19 protein-coding genes, 2 pseudogenes and 1 riboswitch are annotated in these 19,671 nt (G+C 36.4%); of the genes and pseudogenes, 10 read left to right on the top strand and 11 right to left on the bottom strand.

Annotated elements, in window-relative coordinates:
* Positions 1-125 (top strand): annotated as a pseudogene (locus tag AC13CQ_RS10330) (IS982 family transposase); the annotation flags it as partial.
* 111 nt (positions 126-236) lie between these two features.
* Here the strand turns inward: AC13CQ_RS10330 and AC13CQ_RS10325 are convergent.
* The 8 genes and pseudogenes from AC13CQ_RS10325 to AC13CQ_RS10290 form a co-directional block, all read right to left on the bottom strand.
* On the bottom strand, positions 237-830 hold the full coding sequence (locus AC13CQ_RS10325; protein ID WP_008612710.1) for an HD domain-containing protein: 594 nt from the start codon (positions 828-830) through the stop codon (positions 237-239).
* Positions 831-863: 33 nt separating this feature from the next.
* Positions 864-1,616, bottom strand: a complete 753-nt coding sequence (locus AC13CQ_RS10320; RefSeq protein ID WP_008612709.1) for a methyltransferase family protein — start codon at positions 1,614-1,616, stop codon at positions 864-866.
* 151 nt (positions 1,617-1,767) lie between these two features.
* Positions 1,768-3,423: an ArnT family glycosyltransferase gene (locus tag AC13CQ_RS10315; RefSeq protein ID WP_008612708.1), complete on the bottom strand. Its 1,656-nt coding sequence runs from the start codon at positions 3,421-3,423 to the stop codon at positions 1,768-1,770.
* Positions 3,424-3,492: 69 nt separating this feature from the next.
* Positions 3,493-4,122: pseudogene (locus tag AC13CQ_RS10310) on the bottom strand (lipid-A-disaccharide synthase N-terminal domain-containing protein).
* A complete protein-coding gene (locus AC13CQ_RS10305) occupies positions 4,119-4,832 on the bottom strand; it encodes a glycosyltransferase (protein ID WP_008612707.1) in 714 nt (237 codons plus the stop codon). The pseudogene AC13CQ_RS10310 and the gene AC13CQ_RS10305 overlap by 4 nt, the downstream one beginning before the upstream one ends.
* 382 nt (positions 4,833-5,214) lie before the next feature.
* Entirely contained in the window at positions 5,215-5,682 is a 468-nt protein-coding gene (locus tag AC13CQ_RS10300) for a PepSY-like domain-containing protein (RefSeq protein WP_008612706.1), read from the bottom strand.
* A 110-nt stretch (positions 5,683-5,792) separates the two neighbouring features.
* The gene (locus tag AC13CQ_RS10295; protein ID WP_008612704.1) at positions 5,793-7,052 is read right to left on the bottom strand and encodes a sensor histidine kinase; all 1,260 of its coding nucleotides are present in this window, start codon (positions 7,050-7,052) and stop codon (positions 5,793-5,795) included.
* 28 nt (positions 7,053-7,080) lie between these two features.
* Complete coding sequence (locus tag AC13CQ_RS10290; protein ID WP_008612702.1) at positions 7,081-7,755, bottom strand: response regulator transcription factor; 675 nt, start codon at positions 7,753-7,755, stop codon at positions 7,081-7,083.
* A 461-nt stretch (positions 7,756-8,216) separates the two neighbouring features.
* A riboswitch (Fluoride riboswitch) is annotated at positions 8,217-8,277 on the top strand.
* 15 nt (positions 8,278-8,292) lie between these two features.
* Between AC13CQ_RS10290 and crcB the strand changes: the two genes are divergently transcribed.
* The 8 genes from crcB (at position 8,293) to AC13CQ_RS10250 (ending at position 14,455) form a co-directional block, all read left to right on the top strand.
* Positions 8,293-8,667 (top strand): fluoride efflux transporter CrcB, encoded by a 375-nt coding sequence (crcB, locus tag AC13CQ_RS10285; protein ID WP_008612701.1) that lies wholly within the window; start codon positions 8,293-8,295, stop codon positions 8,665-8,667.
* A gap of 2 nt (positions 8,668-8,669) precedes the next feature.
* On the top strand, positions 8,670-9,209 hold the full coding sequence (locus AC13CQ_RS10280; protein ID WP_008612699.1) for an inorganic diphosphatase: 540 nt from the start codon (positions 8,670-8,672) through the stop codon (positions 9,207-9,209).
* A 4-nt stretch (positions 9,210-9,213) separates the two neighbouring features.
* Complete coding sequence (eno, locus tag AC13CQ_RS10275) at positions 9,214-10,494, top strand: phosphopyruvate hydratase (protein WP_008612698.1); 1,281 nt, start codon at positions 9,214-9,216, stop codon at positions 10,492-10,494.
* 9 nt (positions 10,495-10,503) lie between these two features.
* A complete protein-coding gene (locus tag AC13CQ_RS10270) occupies positions 10,504-11,817 on the top strand; it encodes a voltage-gated chloride channel family protein (RefSeq protein ID WP_008612697.1) in 1,314 nt (437 codons plus the stop codon).
* A complete protein-coding gene (locus AC13CQ_RS10265) occupies positions 11,814-12,158 on the top strand; it encodes a DUF190 domain-containing protein (RefSeq protein WP_008612696.1) in 345 nt (114 codons plus the stop codon). Before AC13CQ_RS10270 ends, AC13CQ_RS10265 begins: the two co-directional genes overlap by 4 nt.
* Positions 12,159-12,232: 74 nt before the next feature.
* Positions 12,233-12,817, top strand: a complete 585-nt coding sequence (locus tag AC13CQ_RS10260; RefSeq protein ID WP_008612694.1) for a phosphatase PAP2 family protein — start codon at positions 12,233-12,235, stop codon at positions 12,815-12,817.
* The gene (locus tag AC13CQ_RS10255) at positions 12,810-14,003 is read left to right on the top strand and encodes an MFS transporter (RefSeq protein ID WP_008612693.1); all 1,194 of its coding nucleotides are present in this window, start codon (positions 12,810-12,812) and stop codon (positions 14,001-14,003) included. The genes AC13CQ_RS10260 and AC13CQ_RS10255 overlap by 8 nt, the downstream gene beginning before the upstream one ends.
* Positions 14,004-14,029: 26 nt before the next feature.
* Entirely contained in the window at positions 14,030-14,455 is a 426-nt protein-coding gene (locus AC13CQ_RS10250) for a universal stress protein (protein WP_008612692.1), read from the top strand.
* Positions 14,456-14,490: 35 nt separating this feature from the next.
* On the opposite strand, the gene AC13CQ_RS10245 is transcribed toward AC13CQ_RS10250, so the two are convergent.
* Complete coding sequence (locus AC13CQ_RS10245) at positions 14,491-14,865, bottom strand: YkvA family protein (protein ID WP_050989677.1); 375 nt, start codon at positions 14,863-14,865, stop codon at positions 14,491-14,493.
* A gap of 570 nt (positions 14,866-15,435) precedes the next feature.
* Between AC13CQ_RS10245 and AC13CQ_RS10240 the strand changes: the two genes are divergently transcribed.
* The gene (locus tag AC13CQ_RS10240) at positions 15,436-16,467 is read left to right on the top strand and encodes an HAD family hydrolase (RefSeq protein WP_474506551.1); all 1,032 of its coding nucleotides are present in this window, start codon (positions 15,436-15,438) and stop codon (positions 16,465-16,467) included.
* 239 nt (positions 16,468-16,706) lie between these two features.
* On the opposite strand, the gene AC13CQ_RS10235 is transcribed toward AC13CQ_RS10240, so the two are convergent.
* Positions 16,707-18,509, bottom strand: a complete 1,803-nt coding sequence (locus tag AC13CQ_RS10235) for a prolyl oligopeptidase family serine peptidase (RefSeq protein ID WP_474506552.1) — start codon at positions 18,507-18,509, stop codon at positions 16,707-16,709.
* A 3-nt stretch (positions 18,510-18,512) separates the two neighbouring features.
* The gene (locus AC13CQ_RS10230) at positions 18,513-19,640 is read right to left on the bottom strand and encodes a glycoside hydrolase family 88/105 protein (RefSeq protein ID WP_337901062.1); all 1,128 of its coding nucleotides are present in this window, start codon (positions 19,638-19,640) and stop codon (positions 18,513-18,515) included.
* Between the last annotated feature and the right edge of the window lie 31 nt (positions 19,641-19,671).

Genomic DNA, 19,671 nt, shown 5'->3' with positions numbered 1-19,671 from the left:
CTAAATCTTTTGAGGGATTCAAAAACAGAATATTATCTAAGATTACGGCTATGACGGTCATTCAATATATAAACATATTTGAATTCAACAGAAATATCAATAACCTAAAAATCAATATTGCCTAAATGCACAACGGGTTAATATAATTAATAAATGGTAAGCTTTTTCTTTGTCTTCTAGGAATCTGAAATATCTTAAAATCTGCATATTTAAATCATTATTAGATCGAAACCAAATTAGTTTAGAAGTTGTTTGAGGTTATTTATGTTTTTCAACTTTTGTGCAGAATAGGATTTCTTGGCGTAGTTTGTATGAAAGTTATGTTTGTTTAAGAATTTGATATTCATTACTACCCACTGCTCATCAGAAAATTTTTGATTATTGAATAGAGCCCACTCTTTACGAATCTTTGCGTTCTTAACAAGAAAATTTTTTTTGCCCAGATGGGCAAGGTCTGCATCACAAATAACTTTTTGTGATACGGTTTCTGGATTTTGAGGCATTTTGGTTGCCTGTATATTTTTAAGGACCTTAATAATACGCTCCTCCGGAAAGTCTTCATTAGAAAGGAAATTTCGGGCATATTCACAACTCAGCTCTTCGTGATTGGTAGCACCATTAATATGTCCCAGGTCGTGAAAATAAGATGCAATGGCCAGCTCTTCCATTATATCTTCAGGAAGGTTTTCGTGTTGGGCTATCCATTTTGAATTACGCGCAACATCTTTGGCGTGCTGCCAATTGTGGAAGGGTAGATACTTACATCTGTTGGCTTCCATTGTACTTTTGCAATAAACCCTCGTTTTTTCTATTAATCCCAAATTATCCATAACAATAACACTTATATTTTAAACTTTAGATCACTAAACATTGGTTTCGGTCAACATACTTCCCTTTTTCATTATTTTTAAAATGAGATATATGAAACAGCTTGCTATGGCAGCATAAAACCAAAAATTAAATTCAACGGTTATTTTTTGTTTTTCAACCATACCGCCAATCCATTCGAAAAACCAGAAAACAATAAATATGGCCGCGAACCCATTCTTTTCTTTTTTCAGGACCTTTTTAGGGCAAAAAGGGTATTTTGCCTTGCGGTAATTTTTAAAATTTGGTATAAAAGCGGGTGTAATGGCTGACCACCTTAGGTAATCTGTGCCAAATTTTTTGATCAAATAGCTTTCTTCAGCATACATAATGCGTTCGTAGTACAACCAGTATAGCAATACGAAAGCTACTGTAAACCAAATATTTCCAGTAAGCATTGCTATCCCGAACCACATAAAGAAATTCCCTAAGTATAAAGGGTGGCGCAAGAGCGAGTACATTCCAGTGGTATTCAATTCATCTGCTATTTGACCGTTTTTTGTATTTCTGCCAGATGTGTTTCTAGGTGTATACCCTATAGTGGTTACCCGAATAAGCAAACCCAAGAGACTCAACATTAAACAGGTAAACTGATAATAACCTTCAGGTACTTTTTCAACTTGCCGTGGCTCAAAATATATCCCATATAGATACACGCCGAATCCCGCTGCCAGAAAAAGTAGCGGTAAATAGCTACGGTTCTTAAAAAGGAAATCCCCCTGTACCTTAAATTCTGTTTGTAATGCCATATTTTTTAAAATAATATTGGAAACAATTATTGTGTTATGCCGACTGTAACCTTTGGCCTATAGGCTTATGATTTTAATTTTGACCAAAAATAACCTACCAATCTTTTTGAAATTTGAAGAGAATCTAAAGGAAATCTAAAGTGTTATAAACCTATTTGTGGTAATATAACGTCCACTTTTGATAGTGCTTTTCGCTGTCGAAATTTTCTTTTAAAAAGGAAAATTTTTTATCTAAATCCCGTTTATTGCGAACAAGGAGATAGGTGGAGTGTTTTTTTGAAATTTTAGAAAGCTTATTTATTTCGGTTTCTTTATGCATATCCCAAAGATTTTGTTTGTAAGTGTCATTATTTTCAAATTGTGTTTCGCGCTGGGTAGTATGATGGGAATATTTTAGGGTTATTAAGGTATCATTAGTATAAAACGGAATAGACGAGAGAAGGTAATCGTAAACTAAAATAGTTTTGTTCCTTTCGTTGGAAACATTGTCTATGAATTTAACCATATCTTTCGTAGAATTGGTCACGGGACTATTATGTGACATAAAAGAAGTTGAAATCAAAATTATTGCACCGCCAAATGTTGCGGCCAATACAGGGGGCTTATAAAACTTTTCATTTTCAATAAAATGATATACTAATCCAAAAATGATAAGGGAAATAAGTGCTACTATAAGTGTTTTTATTGAAACATTTTCCATATTGGTTTTGAAAATCCAGCTAAAAACCAGACCAACAAAAAGCATTGTCAATAATGAGGCATAAGTAAGATTTACGATATTTTTAGAAGTATTGGAAATCTTAGGTAACCCGACCGCTATAATTATTGCAACCATCCAGAAAATTGGCAAGATGTACAGTATCAATTTTGTGCTGAATGCAGAAAATAAAAAAAACAAAATAGCACTTGAATAGATTAACACTTTGGTTTCCTTCTGCTTTGCAAAAAATGATTTTATATACTTTTTAAAGTTTGAAATTAGTGATAAGCACCAAGGTAAAAGCAGGCCAAGCAAAATTGGGAAATAGTACCAAAAAGGTTTCGACCTTTCCTTAAATGCGTTACCTGTCATCCTCCCCGCAAGCTGTTTATTGATAAAATAATCCCAAATTTTGGGGTGCTCCATAATTACTGCTATATACCAGCTAGCCCCTATTAAGGCGCACAATACAAAACCAATTACGTGGTGGTTGGTAATTTTCGCCCCATCTCCATAAATCAATTTTCTGGTAATGATATAAGCAAGAACAAATAGAAGGGCGACCGGTCCTTTGGTCAATAAGGCAACCCCCACGAGAGTATAAAAAAAGTATAAAAAGACAGTCTTATTTTTATGGTCATACACTTGCCAACAATATATAGCTCCAAGGATAAAAGTTGTCAGGAATGCATCGGTGGTCAGGTTACGGCTTGAAATTAAGACTATTGGAAACGAAAAATATACTAATCCTGCTATGAAGGCAATACGCTTGTCCTTATAGAGTAAATATGCCAAACGATATATTAATAACAACTGAATGATAATGGCCACTTGCAAAAAGAAGCGAGCGCCGAACTCATTAACACCAAAAATTTGATAACCCAAAGTTGTAATGTAATAGGTGATGGGGGGCTTGTGAAAGTGAAAAATTCCCAACAGTTCAGGGTTAAGGTAATCGCCGTTCAATAACATTTCACGGCTTATTTCTGCATAACGAGCTTCACTGGTTTCTGCAAGCCCATAACTTCCCAATCCTATAATAAGTATAAGAAAGGCTATAAAAAGAAATAAAAGGTAATAACGGTCGGTGGAATTTTTAAGCGTCACATCTACATTTTTAGAATGCAAATGAGGAAAGGGATTCTTATTAAAACCTGAACGGAATCTAAAGCAAATCTAAAGAAGTGTTTTTTCTTTTTTTAATAGTAAAATATTTCTTGTGTAAAGAAAAATCCCGAGTAAATGACCTGCTAGTAATACAGGATCTTTTCGCAAAACCGCATAGAAAAGTATAAGCGTTGAGCCTGTTAAACTTAATATCCAAAAGCCCATAGGGAGCTAAGACTCTTTTCGTTTTTCGCTGTAGAACCATTGATATACAAAACGCAAAGTGAAGATTGTTTGTGCAATGATACCAAGTATCAATAACCAAAATGGGATATTTTCATTCTGGAACAACAAAACGCGGTCATATACTTTGTTGTTATAACCAATATAGAGAATAATGAATGGAAATAGATACAAGAACCAACGTAAAAGCTTTGGAAATTTAATCCATTGATTTTGTAAGTGCATATTTCGTATGTAGATGAAATATGTCAAAATCTGTCCCAGCATTATCGCAAAATCATTTCTTAAATAACCATACACAAATAAGAGAAATGATGCAATTAAGCTCAATTGCCAGAAAAGCACCGGGGTGAGCACACGTTTGTTCCTTTCAGAAAGAACCCATTGCAAGATGGAGCGCCCTGAAAATAGGAGTTGGGCAGTAAAACCAATACTATATATCAACCAAATATTCACCCCTTATCCTCAACCTTGTAGTTAATATATTTTTTTCTCATCCATAAGAAAGCAAAGCAATCCATTAAGGGGCCGAGCAGGCGGTTCCACAAACCAAATTTCCCTTTACCGGCAATCCTGTGAAAATGTTGTATCGGTACTTGCTTCACTTTTCCTTCTTGCAAGAGAACCATTGCTGGTAAAAAGCGGTGCAGTCCCTTAAACATCGTAATGCGTTTGGCACAGTCTCTTTTAATAATTTTAAGTGGACAACCTGTGTCGTCCATACCATCGTGGGTGAAACTGCGGCGTACGCCATTGGCAATTATAGAGGACAGGTTTTTGGTAAAACTGTCTTTTCTATTGGAACGAACTCCTGTAACTAAATCATATTCATCAATATATTCCAGCAGGAGATTAAAATCCATTGGACTAGTTTGAAGGTCTGAGTCGATGTAGCCTATAAGCGAGCTCTCGGCATAGTCAAATCCAGCTTTTATAGCAGTACTCAAACCATAATTTTGGTCAAAATCAATGTAGTTGAATACAAGGCTTTGATCACATATTTGTCTTATAATGCTCAAACTTGAATCTTTGGATCCATCATTTACAAATAAAACCGAAGTAGGTATTTCTGCGCAATCTATGTACTCTTGGAGTTCTTTTTCAACTCGTCGTAAATTTTCTTCTTCATTATAAACAGGGACTATAATGGTAAAGGTTTCGCTCATTGTTTAATTTCAAAAATGGATTTAATAATAAACAAGCATTCTAAAGCAATTTTTAAGATTTACCTATTTTGAAAATATTGCCATAAACCTAACGGTCAGGACATCAATCTGAGAACGGATAAGGAATACACAAACGGGCAAGCAATAACAGTTATAGAAAGGTTGCTTGAAACCTCTATCAAAATTGAAGAAAAACCTCCTCGTTCAGGTGATCAATTAAGAACCAAGGCGATTATTGAGCTCAAAAATTACTGAATTACTATCCAAATATAAAACTTGAAGAAGGAGTATTAGAACAGTTAATTGGGTTAAGAACAAATTATAAAAAAATGTCCAAATCAGGTATAGATTTGGACATTACAAATTTAATCAAAGAAAAAATTTAATCTTCATCAACTTCCTCATCTTCTTCGGAATACTTTTTAACCACCTTGCCATTGTTGTCTATAACCACTTCCATTTCGCTATTTCCTTTTTCGATCTCGAACTCGTAGAACTTGCCGTCTGTAGTTTCGGTCATTTCGGCACTTTCAATATCATACCCTGGGAAATTCGATTTAAGGGATGAAATTACCGTGTTTGGTACTTCCGATTTTTCAATCTCGTGCTCGGTTTCCATCCAGGTTCCATTTTGCAGGAAATTTGCGGAATATTCCCTATTGTCCATTTTAAATTCGGCTTCCCATTCATCATTAGATTCTTTTCCCCAATCTACCTTTTTTGCGGTTGGGAATTTTTTAGCGAAAGCATTCTTTACGGTTTGGGGTACTTTCTCTTGGTTTCTCGTAGTAAATGCTACTGCGGTAATGGCCAAAAATAGCAAGCCTATACCTAAAATTGCTTTTTTCATTGTATTATATTTTTTAGTTATAGAGTAAACTTACGTTGTAATTCTAAAGATGGCTTTAAGGGATTCTAAAGAGATTCTATTGGTAGCAATTTTCCCCTTATTGCTGATAATTACATTTTTAGATTGAAATCTATTTGAAATATATGCTTTCCTTGTCCTTCCTGTAACTCTGTTGAAGCCCGAAAACGGTATGAAGGCAAAAACCCGTAATAGTCGCAAATTTTCTTAACAATGGAAAGCCCCAATCCAGTTGAGTCTTTCCGCCTACTTTCTTTATAAAAACGTTCAAAAACCTGATCGGGTCGGTCTAAAGTTTCATTTCCACTATTTATGACTTGTAGCTTTGTATCATAAATAGTAATAAGTATACGATCATTATTAAGATTGTGTCTGACTGCATTAGATAATAGGTTGTTGCACAAAACCGTTGCAAGGGAAGGATCCATTATTATATTAATCGTATTCTGTTCCTTAAGCTGAATATCGATTGATGTGAGTTCTTTAAAGTTTTCAATCGTTTCTTCAACAATATTATTAATTGAAATTGTCTCATTCGCTGTGAATTGATCGTTTTCAATTTTAGCAAGAAGAATTAGTTTCTTATTAAGCTGCTTTAAACGTGAAATATCAGATTGTAGGGAGGAAAATTGATGGAATTGCACTTCGTTTATTTCGGCATCATTGATCACCGTATCAATTTTAGCTTGCATAATAGCTAGTGGTGTTTGCATTTCGTGAGAGACATCTTCGGTAAATTGTTTGAGGTTACGATAATCTGTCTGGATTTTTGATGTCAGTATTTTTATCTCTTTATTGAGTTCGTAAAATTCCAATATTTCAGAATCTTCAAAGGTCAATGGGCTATCAGCCTTTAAGGAAAATTTTTTAAGCCGTTCAAGATTACTAAAAAAAGGCTTCCAAAGTTTTTTATTCCGGGATTTGTTAAGATAGAACAAGAAAATAAAAGCAAGGAATATTACCATCAAAAACATAAACACAATGGTAGATAAAATGTCCTCCGATTCGATTACCATTGACCGCACGGTGACCTTATATTCTTGTCCATTGATGTTTTTTGTTCCAGATAATTGCCTAAAAAGCTCTATTTCATCTTGAAGTGGATCATAGATAAGCGTATCTACGAGAATGTTTTTGTGTGGTTTTTCTGTTTTTTCGGCCATCATTATTGGGGGGACGCCTAACAGATTAGGATTTTGTTCCAGTAAATGTTCTACACGGTCTTTATTTGAAAAGAGCTCTTCTTCTATCTCATTTTGTAATAATTGTTTCAGATAAAAATAAAGACCAATACCAGAAAGCGTCATAATAATGACACTGGTAATCAGAAAGGTTTTAGATGCCTTTCTCAAAAGAGGTGTTTTATTTTTACTTTTGGTACTAATCTGCTATAAATTTATAACCGCTACCGTAGGCGGTCTGTATATATTTAGCCCCTTCTTTTGTGAGCTTTTTCCTTAGATTATTAATGTGTACATAAATAAAATCAAAATTGTCAAGTAAGTCACTATCATCACCCCATAAATGTTCTGCAATAATGGCCTTGGAAAGCACTCGGCCTTGGTTAATGATAAAAAACAACAGAAGGTCATATTCCTTCCGTGTGAGTGTGATTGGTTTATCGTTTACATAAGCACTACGTGCCAACGTATCAAGTCGTATCTCTTTAAATGTAATGGTATCATTTCCACCAAACTGTCCTCTTCTGAGTACCGCTTTGATACGAGAATTTAGTTCTGCAAGATGAAAGGGTTTAGTGATATAATCATCAGCACCCAGATCGAGCCCTTCCAGTTTATTGTCCAGGGAACTATTTGCCGATATGATAATAACCCCGCATTTTTTATGTTGCTTTTTAAGTTTTTTGAGCAAGACAAGACCACTTCCCGTTACCAGGTTGATATCGAGTATCACAAGATCATACTCATATAATTCTAATTTTTCAGAAGCCTCAAGATAATCTGATGCGGTTTCACAAATATTTGCATCACTGCTTAAATATTTAGCGATGGAAATTTGTAAATCTTTCTCGTCTTCGGCAATTAAATATTTCATTTGTTGTTAATAATTAAAAAATAAAAGTAATATAAAATTCTAAAGGGATTTTAAAGAAAATAAATAACGGGGAATAGTATAATCATTTTCTTTGGGAAGACACGGTAACAAATAGATTTTGATCACATACAGCAATTTTCTTCTTTTAATAAAAAACTCATCGGAAGGCGGCTACTGATCCATTTAAAAATTAAGGCCGTACAGGGACTAATATAAGTAAGTTTTAAAACGGTCATAGAATAATATTTTTAAAACATAAATTGATCAACTTACTGGATTTCAACAGTCTTAACTAGGTGGTTTTTTTTTACTTATCTTTTTTAAAAACGAAATTTTTTGGGTCAATCATTTTGGCCGAGAATACTGTTGAACAATCAGCAGGTCAAGAATAATGTTATTCGTTTCAGAAATTGGAAATAAAATAAGCATTTTCAAATAATAATCTTAAATTCGCACACTTAACATACAAAGGCGATGGAGTTCGCCAAAACCGCCCAAAAAGCTAATGACTCCTACTCAATTTAATCTAAAACGGTTATGGGTAGGATTTTTTTATTGGTGGGCACTGGGGGTTTTTTGGGCAGTATTGCAAGGTATCTCACGGCAATATGGTTGACCAAACACTTCCCCTCTGCATTTCCTTACGGAACATTTGCGGCAAACATATTGGGCTGTTTGTTGATCGGGGTGATTTTTGGCCTTGGGCAACGCTTTGAATGGCTCACGCCGGAACTGCGGCTTTTTCTTACAACCGGTTTTTGCGGGGGCTTCACCACATTTTCATCCTTTACTTTAGAAAACACAATTTTACTTCAGAATTCCAACTACCTCACTTTTGCCATCTACGCAATAAGCAGTTTCACGCTTGGCTTATTAGCTGTATTTGGGGGAATAACTTTAACAAAAATATGAATATGAAAAACTTTAATCCTTGGCACCACGTGCCCATCGGAAACGAACAACCTGAAATGGTTCAGGCCATTATTGAAATCCCCAAGGGAAGTAAGGCTAAATATGAACTGGATAAGGAAACCGGGATGCTCCGGTTGGACCGGGTGCTGTTTTCTTCGGTCAATTATCCCGAAAATTATGGGTTTATCCCCCAAACTTTAGGAGAGGACCACGACCCTCTAGATATATTGGTGCTTTCGCAAATCGATGTGCAACCGCTCTGTATTTTGGAGGCCAAAGTAATCGGGGTAATGCGGATGATAGATAATGACGAAGCCGACGATAAAATAATCGCGGTCGCGAAAAATGATATGAGCGTAAACCATATCAACGATGTTTCAGAACTGCCCAAACACTTTGCCCTGGAGCTCAAAAACTTTTTTGAGGATTACAAAAAGCTGGAAAATAAAACTGTCCGGGTGGAAGAATTTCAAAATGCGGCAATGGCGAAAGAAATTATTCAACAAGCAATTACAGACTATCAAAAAGAATTTAAAAACTAAAATTATGAAAATTCAAAAACTTATTGCAAGGGAAGTTTTGGACTCCCGTGGAAATCCAACTGTGGAAGCAGAAGTTACTTTAGAAAAAGGATTTTTTGGCCGTGCCATCTGCCCTTCCGGTGCAAGTACCGGGGAAAAGGAAGCTGTTGAACTCCGGGACGGGGACAAAACGCGATACAATGGCAAAGGGGTATTAAAGGCGGTAAACAACGTTAACCAAATTATCGCACCGGCCCTTTCCAATAAAGTGTTCGATAACCAACAGGAGTTGGACAATTTTCTAATGGAACTGGACGGCACCCCCAACAAATCAAATCTTGGCGCCAATGCCATACTGCCCGTTTCTATGGCATTTGCCAGAGCGGCAGCAGCATTTTCGAAAGAGCCTTTATACCGTTATTTGAATACCGATGGAAAATTCACAATGCCGGTGCCCTGTATGAACGTGATAAATGGCGGGGCTCACGCCGATAACAATGTGGATTTTCAGGAATTTATGATTGCCCCCCATAACGCCCCCGCTTTTTATGAAGCTATCCGAATGGGAGAAGAAACTTTCCACGCCTTGAAAAGTATCCTGAAAAATAAAAATTACTTTACCGGAGTTGGCGATGAAGGCGGGTTTGCACCTAATTTAAAATCTAATGAAGAAGCGATTGAAGTAATCCTTGAAGCCATTGAAAAAGCGGGCTATAAACCGGGCATCGATATTTCCATTTGCTTGGATCCCGCAGCGAGCGAACTATGGCAGGATGGGAACTATGTTTTATTTAAAAGCACTCAAAAAAAATATTCAAGCGACCAGCTCATTGATCTTTGGAAAAGCTGGGTAGATCAATATCCCATTATTTCGTTGGAAGATGGAATGGCGGAAAACGACTGGGAAGGATGGCGGACCCTCACAAATGAACTGGGGAGCAAGATCGAATTGATCGGGGACGATCTGCTGTGTACCAACAAAAGACTGTTACAGGAAGCCATCGATAAAAACGCCTGTAATTCCATTCTCATCAAGTTGAACCAAATAGGTACAGTTACCGAAACCTTAGAAACAATAGCATTGGCAAAGAAGAACAAATACGGTTTTTTCATTTCCCACCGAAGCGGGAAGACCGAGGATACTTTTATCGCAGATTTGGCCGTGGCAACGGCAGCCGGAAAAATAAAAACGGGAAGCGGTAGCCGTGGCGAGCGCATTGCAAAGTTCAATCAACTCATCAGGATAGAACAGGAATTGGGCAAAGAAGCTGTGTTTACGGGGATAAAAGCCTTTAAAAATAATTAATTAGGCCGTATGAATCTGAAAAAAATTAAAGAATCTTTAGCCTCAATAGAACAAATACCCTCCCTGCTATACCTTTTAAAGTGGATCTTGATCTGCTTGTTAATAGGTGCCATTGCCGGAAGTATTTCTGCGTTTTTTCTTTTAAGCCTGGAATGGGCAACGGCTTGGCGGGAATCCCATTTATGGATTATTGCCTTATTGCCCGTAGGTGGTTTTATAATCGGGCTATCCTATCATTTATATGGTAACAGCGTTGTTAAGGGCAATAATTTATTGTTGGAGGAATTTCACTCCCCAAAAAAGATCATTCCTTTCCGGATGGCACCTTTGGTATTGTTCGGAACTGTTCTCACCCATTTCTTCGGGGGGTCGGCAGGACGTGAAGGAACGGCAGTTCAGGTAGGTGGCGCAGTGGCCGACAGGTTTACGAAGCTGTTCAAACTTTCAAGACGAAACCGTAAAATTGTGTTGATTGCCGGGATAAGTGCCGGTTTTGCTTCGGTGTTTGGAACACCCTTGGCCGGGGGGATCTTTGCCCTTGAAGTTTTGGTATTGGGGCGTATAAGATTGGATGCTATTATCCCAAGTTTTATGGCGGCTGTTTTTGCTGATTATTTTTGCAGGATTTGGGGCGTTTCCCATACCCAATATCATATAACCGAAGTAGCTAATATGAACCCGGCAAATTTGTTATGGGCATTATTGGCAGGGATTATTTTTGGACTGGTAGGGATGCTGTTTTCCAAATCGACCCATTTTTGGGGAGATTTGTTTAAAAAATATATCAATTATCCGCCTTTACGACCGGTAATTGGTGGGGTTATTTTGGCAATCGCTATTTATTTTATGGGAACCACCAAATATATAGGGCTTGGCATTCCAACTATTGTCGATTCTTTTAATATTCATCTCAATTCTTATGATTTTTTATTAAAAGTTTTATTCACCTCGTTTACCCTTGGCGCAGGCTTTAAGGGAGGTGAAGTAACCCCTTTGTTCTATATCGGGGCTACATTGGGCAACGTTTTGATTTGGTTTATTCCTTTGCCAATGGGTTTGTTGGCAGGTATGGGATTTGTGGCCGTTTTTGCCGGGGCAACCAATACACCTATTGCCTGTACGGTAATGGGAATAGAACTTTTCGGAATAGAATCAGGTGTCTTTATAGCGTTAGCTTGTAGTACTGCTTATTTATTCTCCGGCCACTCCGGGGTTTATTCCTCCCAAATTATAGGAAGCCCCAAGCATCCGGTATATACCCGCGAAAAAGGCCTTCAATTAGCTGAAATTAAACATAGACGAAATAAAAACAATAATAAATGAAAAACCATATAACCATCAGGATTTACTTTGAATACGGTCAAAAAATCAAAAACCTTTCTTTTTGGAACAGGTTGAAGGCCGGGGATTTTGCTTCAGAATTGATAAAAAAAGCCAAAGCTTTTGATTTAGATCAGGCGTTGAATTTTAACGTGAGCAAAGGGTATTTTGAAAAAGGAAAAATTCACTGGGGAATTAGTGAAACAAGGCATTATAAACATCCACACGTGGTAGAACTCACAGATACAGAAGAAAAAATCAATGAATTCTTACAACATCAAAAGCTATTGCTTGAGGAAACAAAAATCGTAGTGGTAAAAAGTGAAATTGAATTGAAAAAATAAAGAATTGAATAGGTCAAGCTTTATCAATATACGATCTAAGAAAAATTATGGCAACCACCCAAAAATAGTTGATAATGATAGAAAAATTCAGCTCACTTGACACTAAGCTTTTCCTTTACCTTAACGGAAAGCACAAAGCTTTTTTTGATCCGATTATGTATTGGGCAAGTGATAAACTGTTTTGGGTACCCTTTTACATTGCTATCGCAGCTCTTTTGATATGGCATTACAAAAAATGGAGTATCCCGATTTTCATTTCCATTGGGATTCTTATTACTTTGGCAGATCAGATAGCCTCGCACCTTATAAAGCATATGGTAAAACGCTTGCGGCCATCTCATAATCCGGCATTGGAAGGATTAATCCATTTGAGCAAAGCCGGGCCGGGAGGTCAATATGGGTTTGTGTCGTCCCACGCGGCCAACGCTTTTGCCCTTGCTTCATTTTTATTTTTTATTTTACCAAAAAAATTCAACTGGTTGAAATGGATATTGGGCTTTTGGGCACTTCTGGTTTCCTACAGTCGGATTTATAATGGCGTTCACTATCCGGGGGATGTAATAGTAGCCGCATTGTTAGGAATAGGTTTAGGCTATTCAATAAGCAAATTGTATTTTTTCTATATAAAAAAAACCGCAAAACAACCTTTTAATGTTTAAAAATATAACCCGTCTGGTCTGGATACTTTCATTGGTAAGTATGTTTGCCGATATCGCAAGCGAAATACTGTATCCCATTATTCCGGTTTACCTTCAAAACATTGGGTTTTCCATATTTTTAATAGGTGTTCTGGAAGGACTTGCCGAAGCGACCGCAGGACTTAGCAAAGGCTACTTTGGAAACTGGAGCGACAGAGTTGGAAAACGGATGCCCTTTGTACGGGTGGGCTATCTTTTGAGCGCACTTTCCAAACCGATGATGGCCGTTTTCATTTATCCGATTTGGATATTTTTTTCAAGGACTATTGACCGTCTTGGGAAAGGTTTTCGTACCGCACCAAGGGATGCGCTGCTTTCAGGAGAGGCCACGTTAAAGACCAAAGGGCAGGTATTCAGTTTTCATAGAGGCTGGGACACCTTGGGCGCGGTATTCGGCCCTGCACTTGCACTACTGTTTTTATATTTTTATCCGGGCCAACTTAGGTGGCTTTTTTATATTGCTTTTGTGCCGGGGATTATTTCGGTAGGCATTACCTATTTTATAAAGGAGAAACCATTGCCAACAAAAAAGCAAATAAGTTCCCCGGGGTTCTTTTCATTTTTTAAGTATTGGAAAATTGCAAGCCCCACATACAAAAGGTTAATTGTGGGCCTTATTGCTTTTGCACTTTTCAATAGTTCGGATATGTTGTTATTGCTAAAAGTGAACGAAGCCACGGGAAGCGAAAACAATGTCCTCACAGTTTATATCTTTTATAACTTCATCTATGCCGTTGCCGCATTTCCGCTTGGATTATTGGCAGACCATATCGGTATAAAAAAGATTTTCCTTTTTGGACTGATCCTTTTTTCGGGCATTTACTTCGGAATGGCAGAAGCGGGAAACAATACCCTTTTTTATGTTCTTTTCGGGATTTATGGAATTTATATGGCAGCCACCGAAGGCATCTCAAAAGCGTGGGTGGCCAGCCTGGTCAAAAATGAAGAAGTGGGCACGGCAATGGGGCTATTTGTAGCCCTGCAAAGTATCGCATTGATGGTTGCCAGTGCGTTTGCCGGGTTGTTATGGACATTTTACGGCGCATCGGTTACCTTTCTGCTTACCGCAATAATGAGTATCTTAGTATTTCTGTTTATGTTGTTTTTTGTTCCCAAAACCAAAAATAAAATGGAACATCCACAATAACTTTTTTAATTCAAAAATAAATAGATATGGCGTACAAGAAAATTTTAATTGCCGTAGATAGCAGTGAGTATTCAATGAAAGCCGCCAAAAAAGGCTTGGAACTCGCTCATCAATTAGGGGCTAAGGCCGCATTGCTTTTTGTAATCGAAAAATCGAAAGCATTTGGCAATGTAGATGCCGGGATCACACACGAACAGGCCTTGATTGTATTAAAGAAAGAGGCGGAGCAAACCTTGGATGAATTGGCAGAAATGTACAATGGCAATGAACTTATGAAATTTATGCCCGAGGGCAATCCGGAAGAGGATATCCTAAAAAACGCACAAAACTGGAAGGCCAATCTACTTGTACTGGGAACTCACGGAAGGACAGGGTTAAAACATCTTTTGATGGGGAGTGTTGCAGAACGGGTGATGCGCCATTCCGATATTCCGGTAATGATGGTTTCTTGAAAATTGGAATTAACACATTTAGCTTTTATTCTGAACTATTTGATTGGGGATACGCTTTTAAAAATCCAAAAACCCATAAACGCCCAAATCAAAATGATTATGCCCCCGATCACCCAGTTGTTCTTTTTGTTCCAATTATAGTCTTTTGCCCTTGTCAAACACTCCGCTTTCACATCATCAGGGATAAGCCTGAAAGCTAAATAAATGCCTATCGGCAACAAAATTAGATCGTCCAAATAGCCAATTATCGGGATAAAATCTGGAATAAGGTCTATGGGGCTCAGCGCATAGGCAATGATTACGAATATCAATGCCTTGGCATACCAAGGTGTTCTTTTATCCTTATAGGCCAAATGCAGTAGCACCAATTGTAGCTTTAGCTTTTTTGCCCAAGCTTTTAGTTTTTTCATAATTATACAGAAGGTATTCAGATGCTAAAGGATTAGCACACAAAAAAATAGATAAAATTTGAAGGTATTTATTGTTTTTTAGTTTAAGATATTCATATATCTTTGTTTTCACGAATAAAATCGAGGCAAAGGTTACCTATTCGGTTACCTCGTTTTATTGAAACAATATAAGTGTCTGGTTATTAAAATATTGTCTAGTGGCAAGTTAGTTCTGCCACCCCGACTAACCTAGAAATGGGAAGAAATAAAACACTGTTAATCGTATGATTTTCAGTGTTTTTCGTTTTTTATGCATTTGTTTGATTTCATTTAAAATCATATAAAAGATGTGCAATGTTTCATCAAAATTGCACTATCTTAATAAAATTCCAATACTCATCTTCTATATAATCTCCATAAGAGATTGAATAAGAGTTTATATTCAAGAAAATTTATTATTTTAGTCTTACATTATTCTCCTCCTACAAATGGTCTCCCGCAACCTCTTTAGTTCATAAATTAAGTGCTTATTATTCGCTTTTTTTATTCTTTATAACACTGAAAATAACCAAATTCTAAAAAACCATGAAAATGAAATTCAAGGCAATAAACATTATAATGTTAAGTATTTTTCTCTGCTCTTTTATAGCATGTAAACAAAATACAACTGAAGCTATTACTGAAGCTGAAGTTACAACGGTAGTAGAACAAGCAGATCCTCTACCGTCTTGGAATGATGGAAAAACCAAGAAAGCTATTATAGAGTATGTAACCGATGTTACCACAAAGGAAAGCGCCAACTTTATTCCAATAGCAGATAGAATTGCAACATTTGATAATGACGGAACATTATGGTCTGAACAGCCTATTTACTTTCAGTTTTTCTTTGCGTTAGATCGAATAAAAACAATGGCTCCCGAACATCCAGAATGGAAAAGTAAACAACCTTTTAAAGCGGTGCTTGAAAATAATATGGAAGAATTGATGAAGCAGGGTGAAAAAGGATTACTTCAAATTGTAATGGCTACCCACGCTGGAACAACTACCGACGAGTTTGAAAATTTGGTAACAGATTGGATTGCCACTGCGCAACATCCTACCAAAAAGAAGTTGTTTACTGAAATGGTATTTCAACCCATGTTAGAGTTATTGCAATATCTACGTGATAATGATTTTAAAACTTTTATAGTATCTGGTGGCGGAATTGAATTTATGCGTCCTTGGGCAGAAGAAGTGTATGGTATTCCAAAAAATCAAGTAATAGGAAGTAGTGTAAAAACTGAATACGATTACAATAATGGGAGTCCGATAATTAAAAGATTACCTGCTATTGACTTAGTAGATGACAAAGAAGGAAAACCTGTAGGAATTAACCGCTATATTGGTCGCAAACCAGTATTTGCTGCAGGAAATTCTGATGGCGACTTACAAATGCTTCGTTGGACAGATGCAAATAAGCATAAAACCTTTAAATTGTATGTGCATCATACAGATGCTAATAGAGAATGGGCATACGATCGAAAATCTCATATAGGTACTTTTGACAAAGCACTAGACGAAGCAACCGAAAAAGGATGGACTATAGCTAGCATGAAAGATGATTGGAAGGTAGTGTATCCATAGATTAGCATGTATTTAAAAATCAAATATATCTCACTAAGTGTGTAAAGTTAAAAAAATAGCGGGGGCTGAGCCCCCGCTATTTTTTTAATCAACTACTTCGAGGCAAGCCTACGAGGTATTCAAAGGAAAAATATTTTAATCCATTTCGACGTAGAGCTCTTCGATAAACTCAGGGCAAGCTCTGGGGAATAAAACCCTCAATAAGGGATTTAATAACTCGAAAACATGTTACGAACATTTTAATCGTCTGCACTAAAATTTTTATTAAATTCTTCAATGGAAATTTCTATTACACTTCCGTGTCGCATTCCTTTTGGAAATGTAACTTCATCAGAAATATCTGTCCATTTTTTTAAGTCAGGAGACTTAACTGCCCCATACTTCTTATCGATATATTTATCAAAATAAACAATCCAATCTCCGTCAATTTGGGCTGTAGTTGGCCCTTCAGCCCAGTAATTTCCTGTAATAGGTTTCCCTGCATTTTCATAAGGTCCCGTTACAGTATCTGCAAATGCAATTCTAATATTTTTGGCTGCTAGTTCTCTAGTTTCATCTTTTAAAAACATAACATATTGTCCATTTTTAGGAACAACAGTTGCATCTATAACATTAAATCCAGGTTCGTAAAGCAACTCGGTAGCAGAGAATTCTTTAAAATTTTTAGTAGTTGTATAATACATTCGGTGGTTATACCCACTTTCTTCTTTTGATTGTGTCTCTGGATATTTACCTGCTATAGTTGTTGCCCAATAAATCAAATACAAGTCCTGTTTGGCATCATAGGTAATCTCTGGAGCCCAACAATTTCTAGCCTTTTCTTCAGTCTCCATCACTGGGAAGTACTGCTGTTTAGACCAATGTATCAAATCTGGAGAACTTGCATAACCTATTCCCTTCTCTGTCCATCCACAGGTCCAAACCATATGAAAATTACCATCCCTCCCTCTTATAATACAAGGGTCTCTCATTAGTTTACTCTCTCCTACAACTGGAGTTAAAAAAGATGCATCATTGTTTAATGCCTTCCAAGTATATCCATCCATACTATAGGCATAATGAAGTCCGTCTTCTCCATTTCCTTTAAAATAAGAGAATAGATAAACCTTTTTATTGGGTAAAATATTATTTGCTAATAGCCACTTTTCGCAAGCCTCAGTCCACTGCTTTGTCAACTCATTATTTCCCATCCCAAATCCATGCCCTCCTTTTTCATAAAGGTGTAGTTCTACAGCTACATTTTCTTTTTTTAGCGACTTGAAGTATTCAATACTGTTTTCTACAGGTACTGCTTGATCATCAATAGCGTGAACCAAAAATGCAGGTGGCGTTTGAGAATTTATTTGATAGCTTGAAGTAAACTCCTTTTTTAAAGCTTCGGAAGGGTTTTCTCCTAATAAATGGGTTTGAGATCCCTTATGAGTATAAGTATCTTCCATGGAAATAACAGGATACAAAAGAATAGAGAAGTCTGGCCTTGCACTTATATTTTCATCAAAATTATATACCTTTTTATTATATTGAGTTGATAAAGTAGCTGCTAAATGTCCTCCAGCCGAAAATCCTATCACTCCTACTTTTTCTGTGTTTATATTCCAATTTTCGGCATTTTTCCTAATAACTCTAATAGCTCTTTGAGCATCTTGCAAAGGACCTATTTTTTTATCCTTCATAATTTGATTACTAGGAAGTCTATATTTAAGCACAAAGGCAGCAATTCCTATACTGTTTAACCACTTTGCTATTTTATAACCTTCTTTATTAATAGATAAATGGGAATAACCTCCACCGGGACAAATTAGTATAGCTGGCCTTTTTTCATTGTATTTTTTTTCAGGCAAAAAAACTGTCAAAGTAGGTTTACTTACTTTAGATACTCTATTCGGAACATTATCCTCAGTATATTTTACTTCTTCTGTATAATCTTTTGCTTTTATACTTTCTGGAATCTCATCCCAAATATTAATAACTTTTTGGTCTTGAGAATACCCTAAACCAGTTATTAAAATAAATAAAAATGTTAAAAATGCCTTATTCCTCATAATCTATTCTAAATTCATACGATAAATCTCAGTACCTGCTAAAAGAAAACACCCTAATCCATAATCTTCAAAATCTGGAACTTTATCATACGACAAAGGTTGTCCTGCTTTAGGTTCCTTTCCAGTGGATTGTACATATCCTAAAAATCCATTTTCATGCAAACTATCTTTTATCAAAGCTTCCCAACCTTTTTTGATAACTGGTACATACGTTTCTTTATCCAAAATTCCTTGATTAACTCCATAAGCCATTGCATATATAAAAAGGGAAGTTCCTGTTGCTTCTTTGCCTCCATAGTTATTTTCATCATGCAAACTTACATTCCAAAAACCATCTTTTCGTTGCAATGGAACTAAAGCTTTAGCCATCGCTTTTAAATCCTTTATGTATTGGTCTCGATGTGGTGTTGATTCTGGAACAATAGCCAATACTTTTGCCAATGCTGCAATTACCCAGCCATTTCCTCTACTCCAATAAGAATCTTCTCCATTTGGCTCGGTATACGGCGGATCAAAATCTGCGTCTCTCCACCATAAGCCATCTTTAGGATTATACAATCCATTAGCTCCTTCTTTATCTCTTGTAAACATATACATATTGTACATCTTTTCATAAAATGCAGGATTATTATCCAATACACCCATTTTTGCCAAAACTGGCATCCCCATTTGTATCGCATCTATCCAATCCCAATCGTTTAACTGTGGGGTAGATAGCAACATTTGCATGCAAGCACGTGTGTTTTTAAGCTTGCTAGCCTCAGGCTCTAAATTATACAAATCTATATACGTCTGTGCAGCACAATAATTATCGGCATTTCTAGTGGTATTCCCTCCATTAAATCCCCATTTGTGAGAATTTGCCCAATCCAAAGCATATTGATAATAGGATTCTTTAGGATAAATTTCATGCAATGCCATAAGTCCTTCATAATACACTCCACGTGTCCATATATTACTAGGGCGCTCTTTATTGGTTATAATGGTTTTTCCTGTATCAGGCCATTTATCCATAAAGTATGCATTTGCTAACATAAGATTTTTTAATATCTCTTCTTTTTTAAAAGTGTCTTGTGCATAACTACTTGCAACTATGCAAAGTGTGATTATTAGTAATAGGTTTTTTTTCATCTGTTAATATTTATTGTTTTTTAATTATTGT

The organism is Galbibacter sp. L-19 (assembly GCF_056857615.1).
Note: the sequence above shows the minus strand (reverse complement) of the source record. Positions and strands in the feature narration are given on the sequence as shown.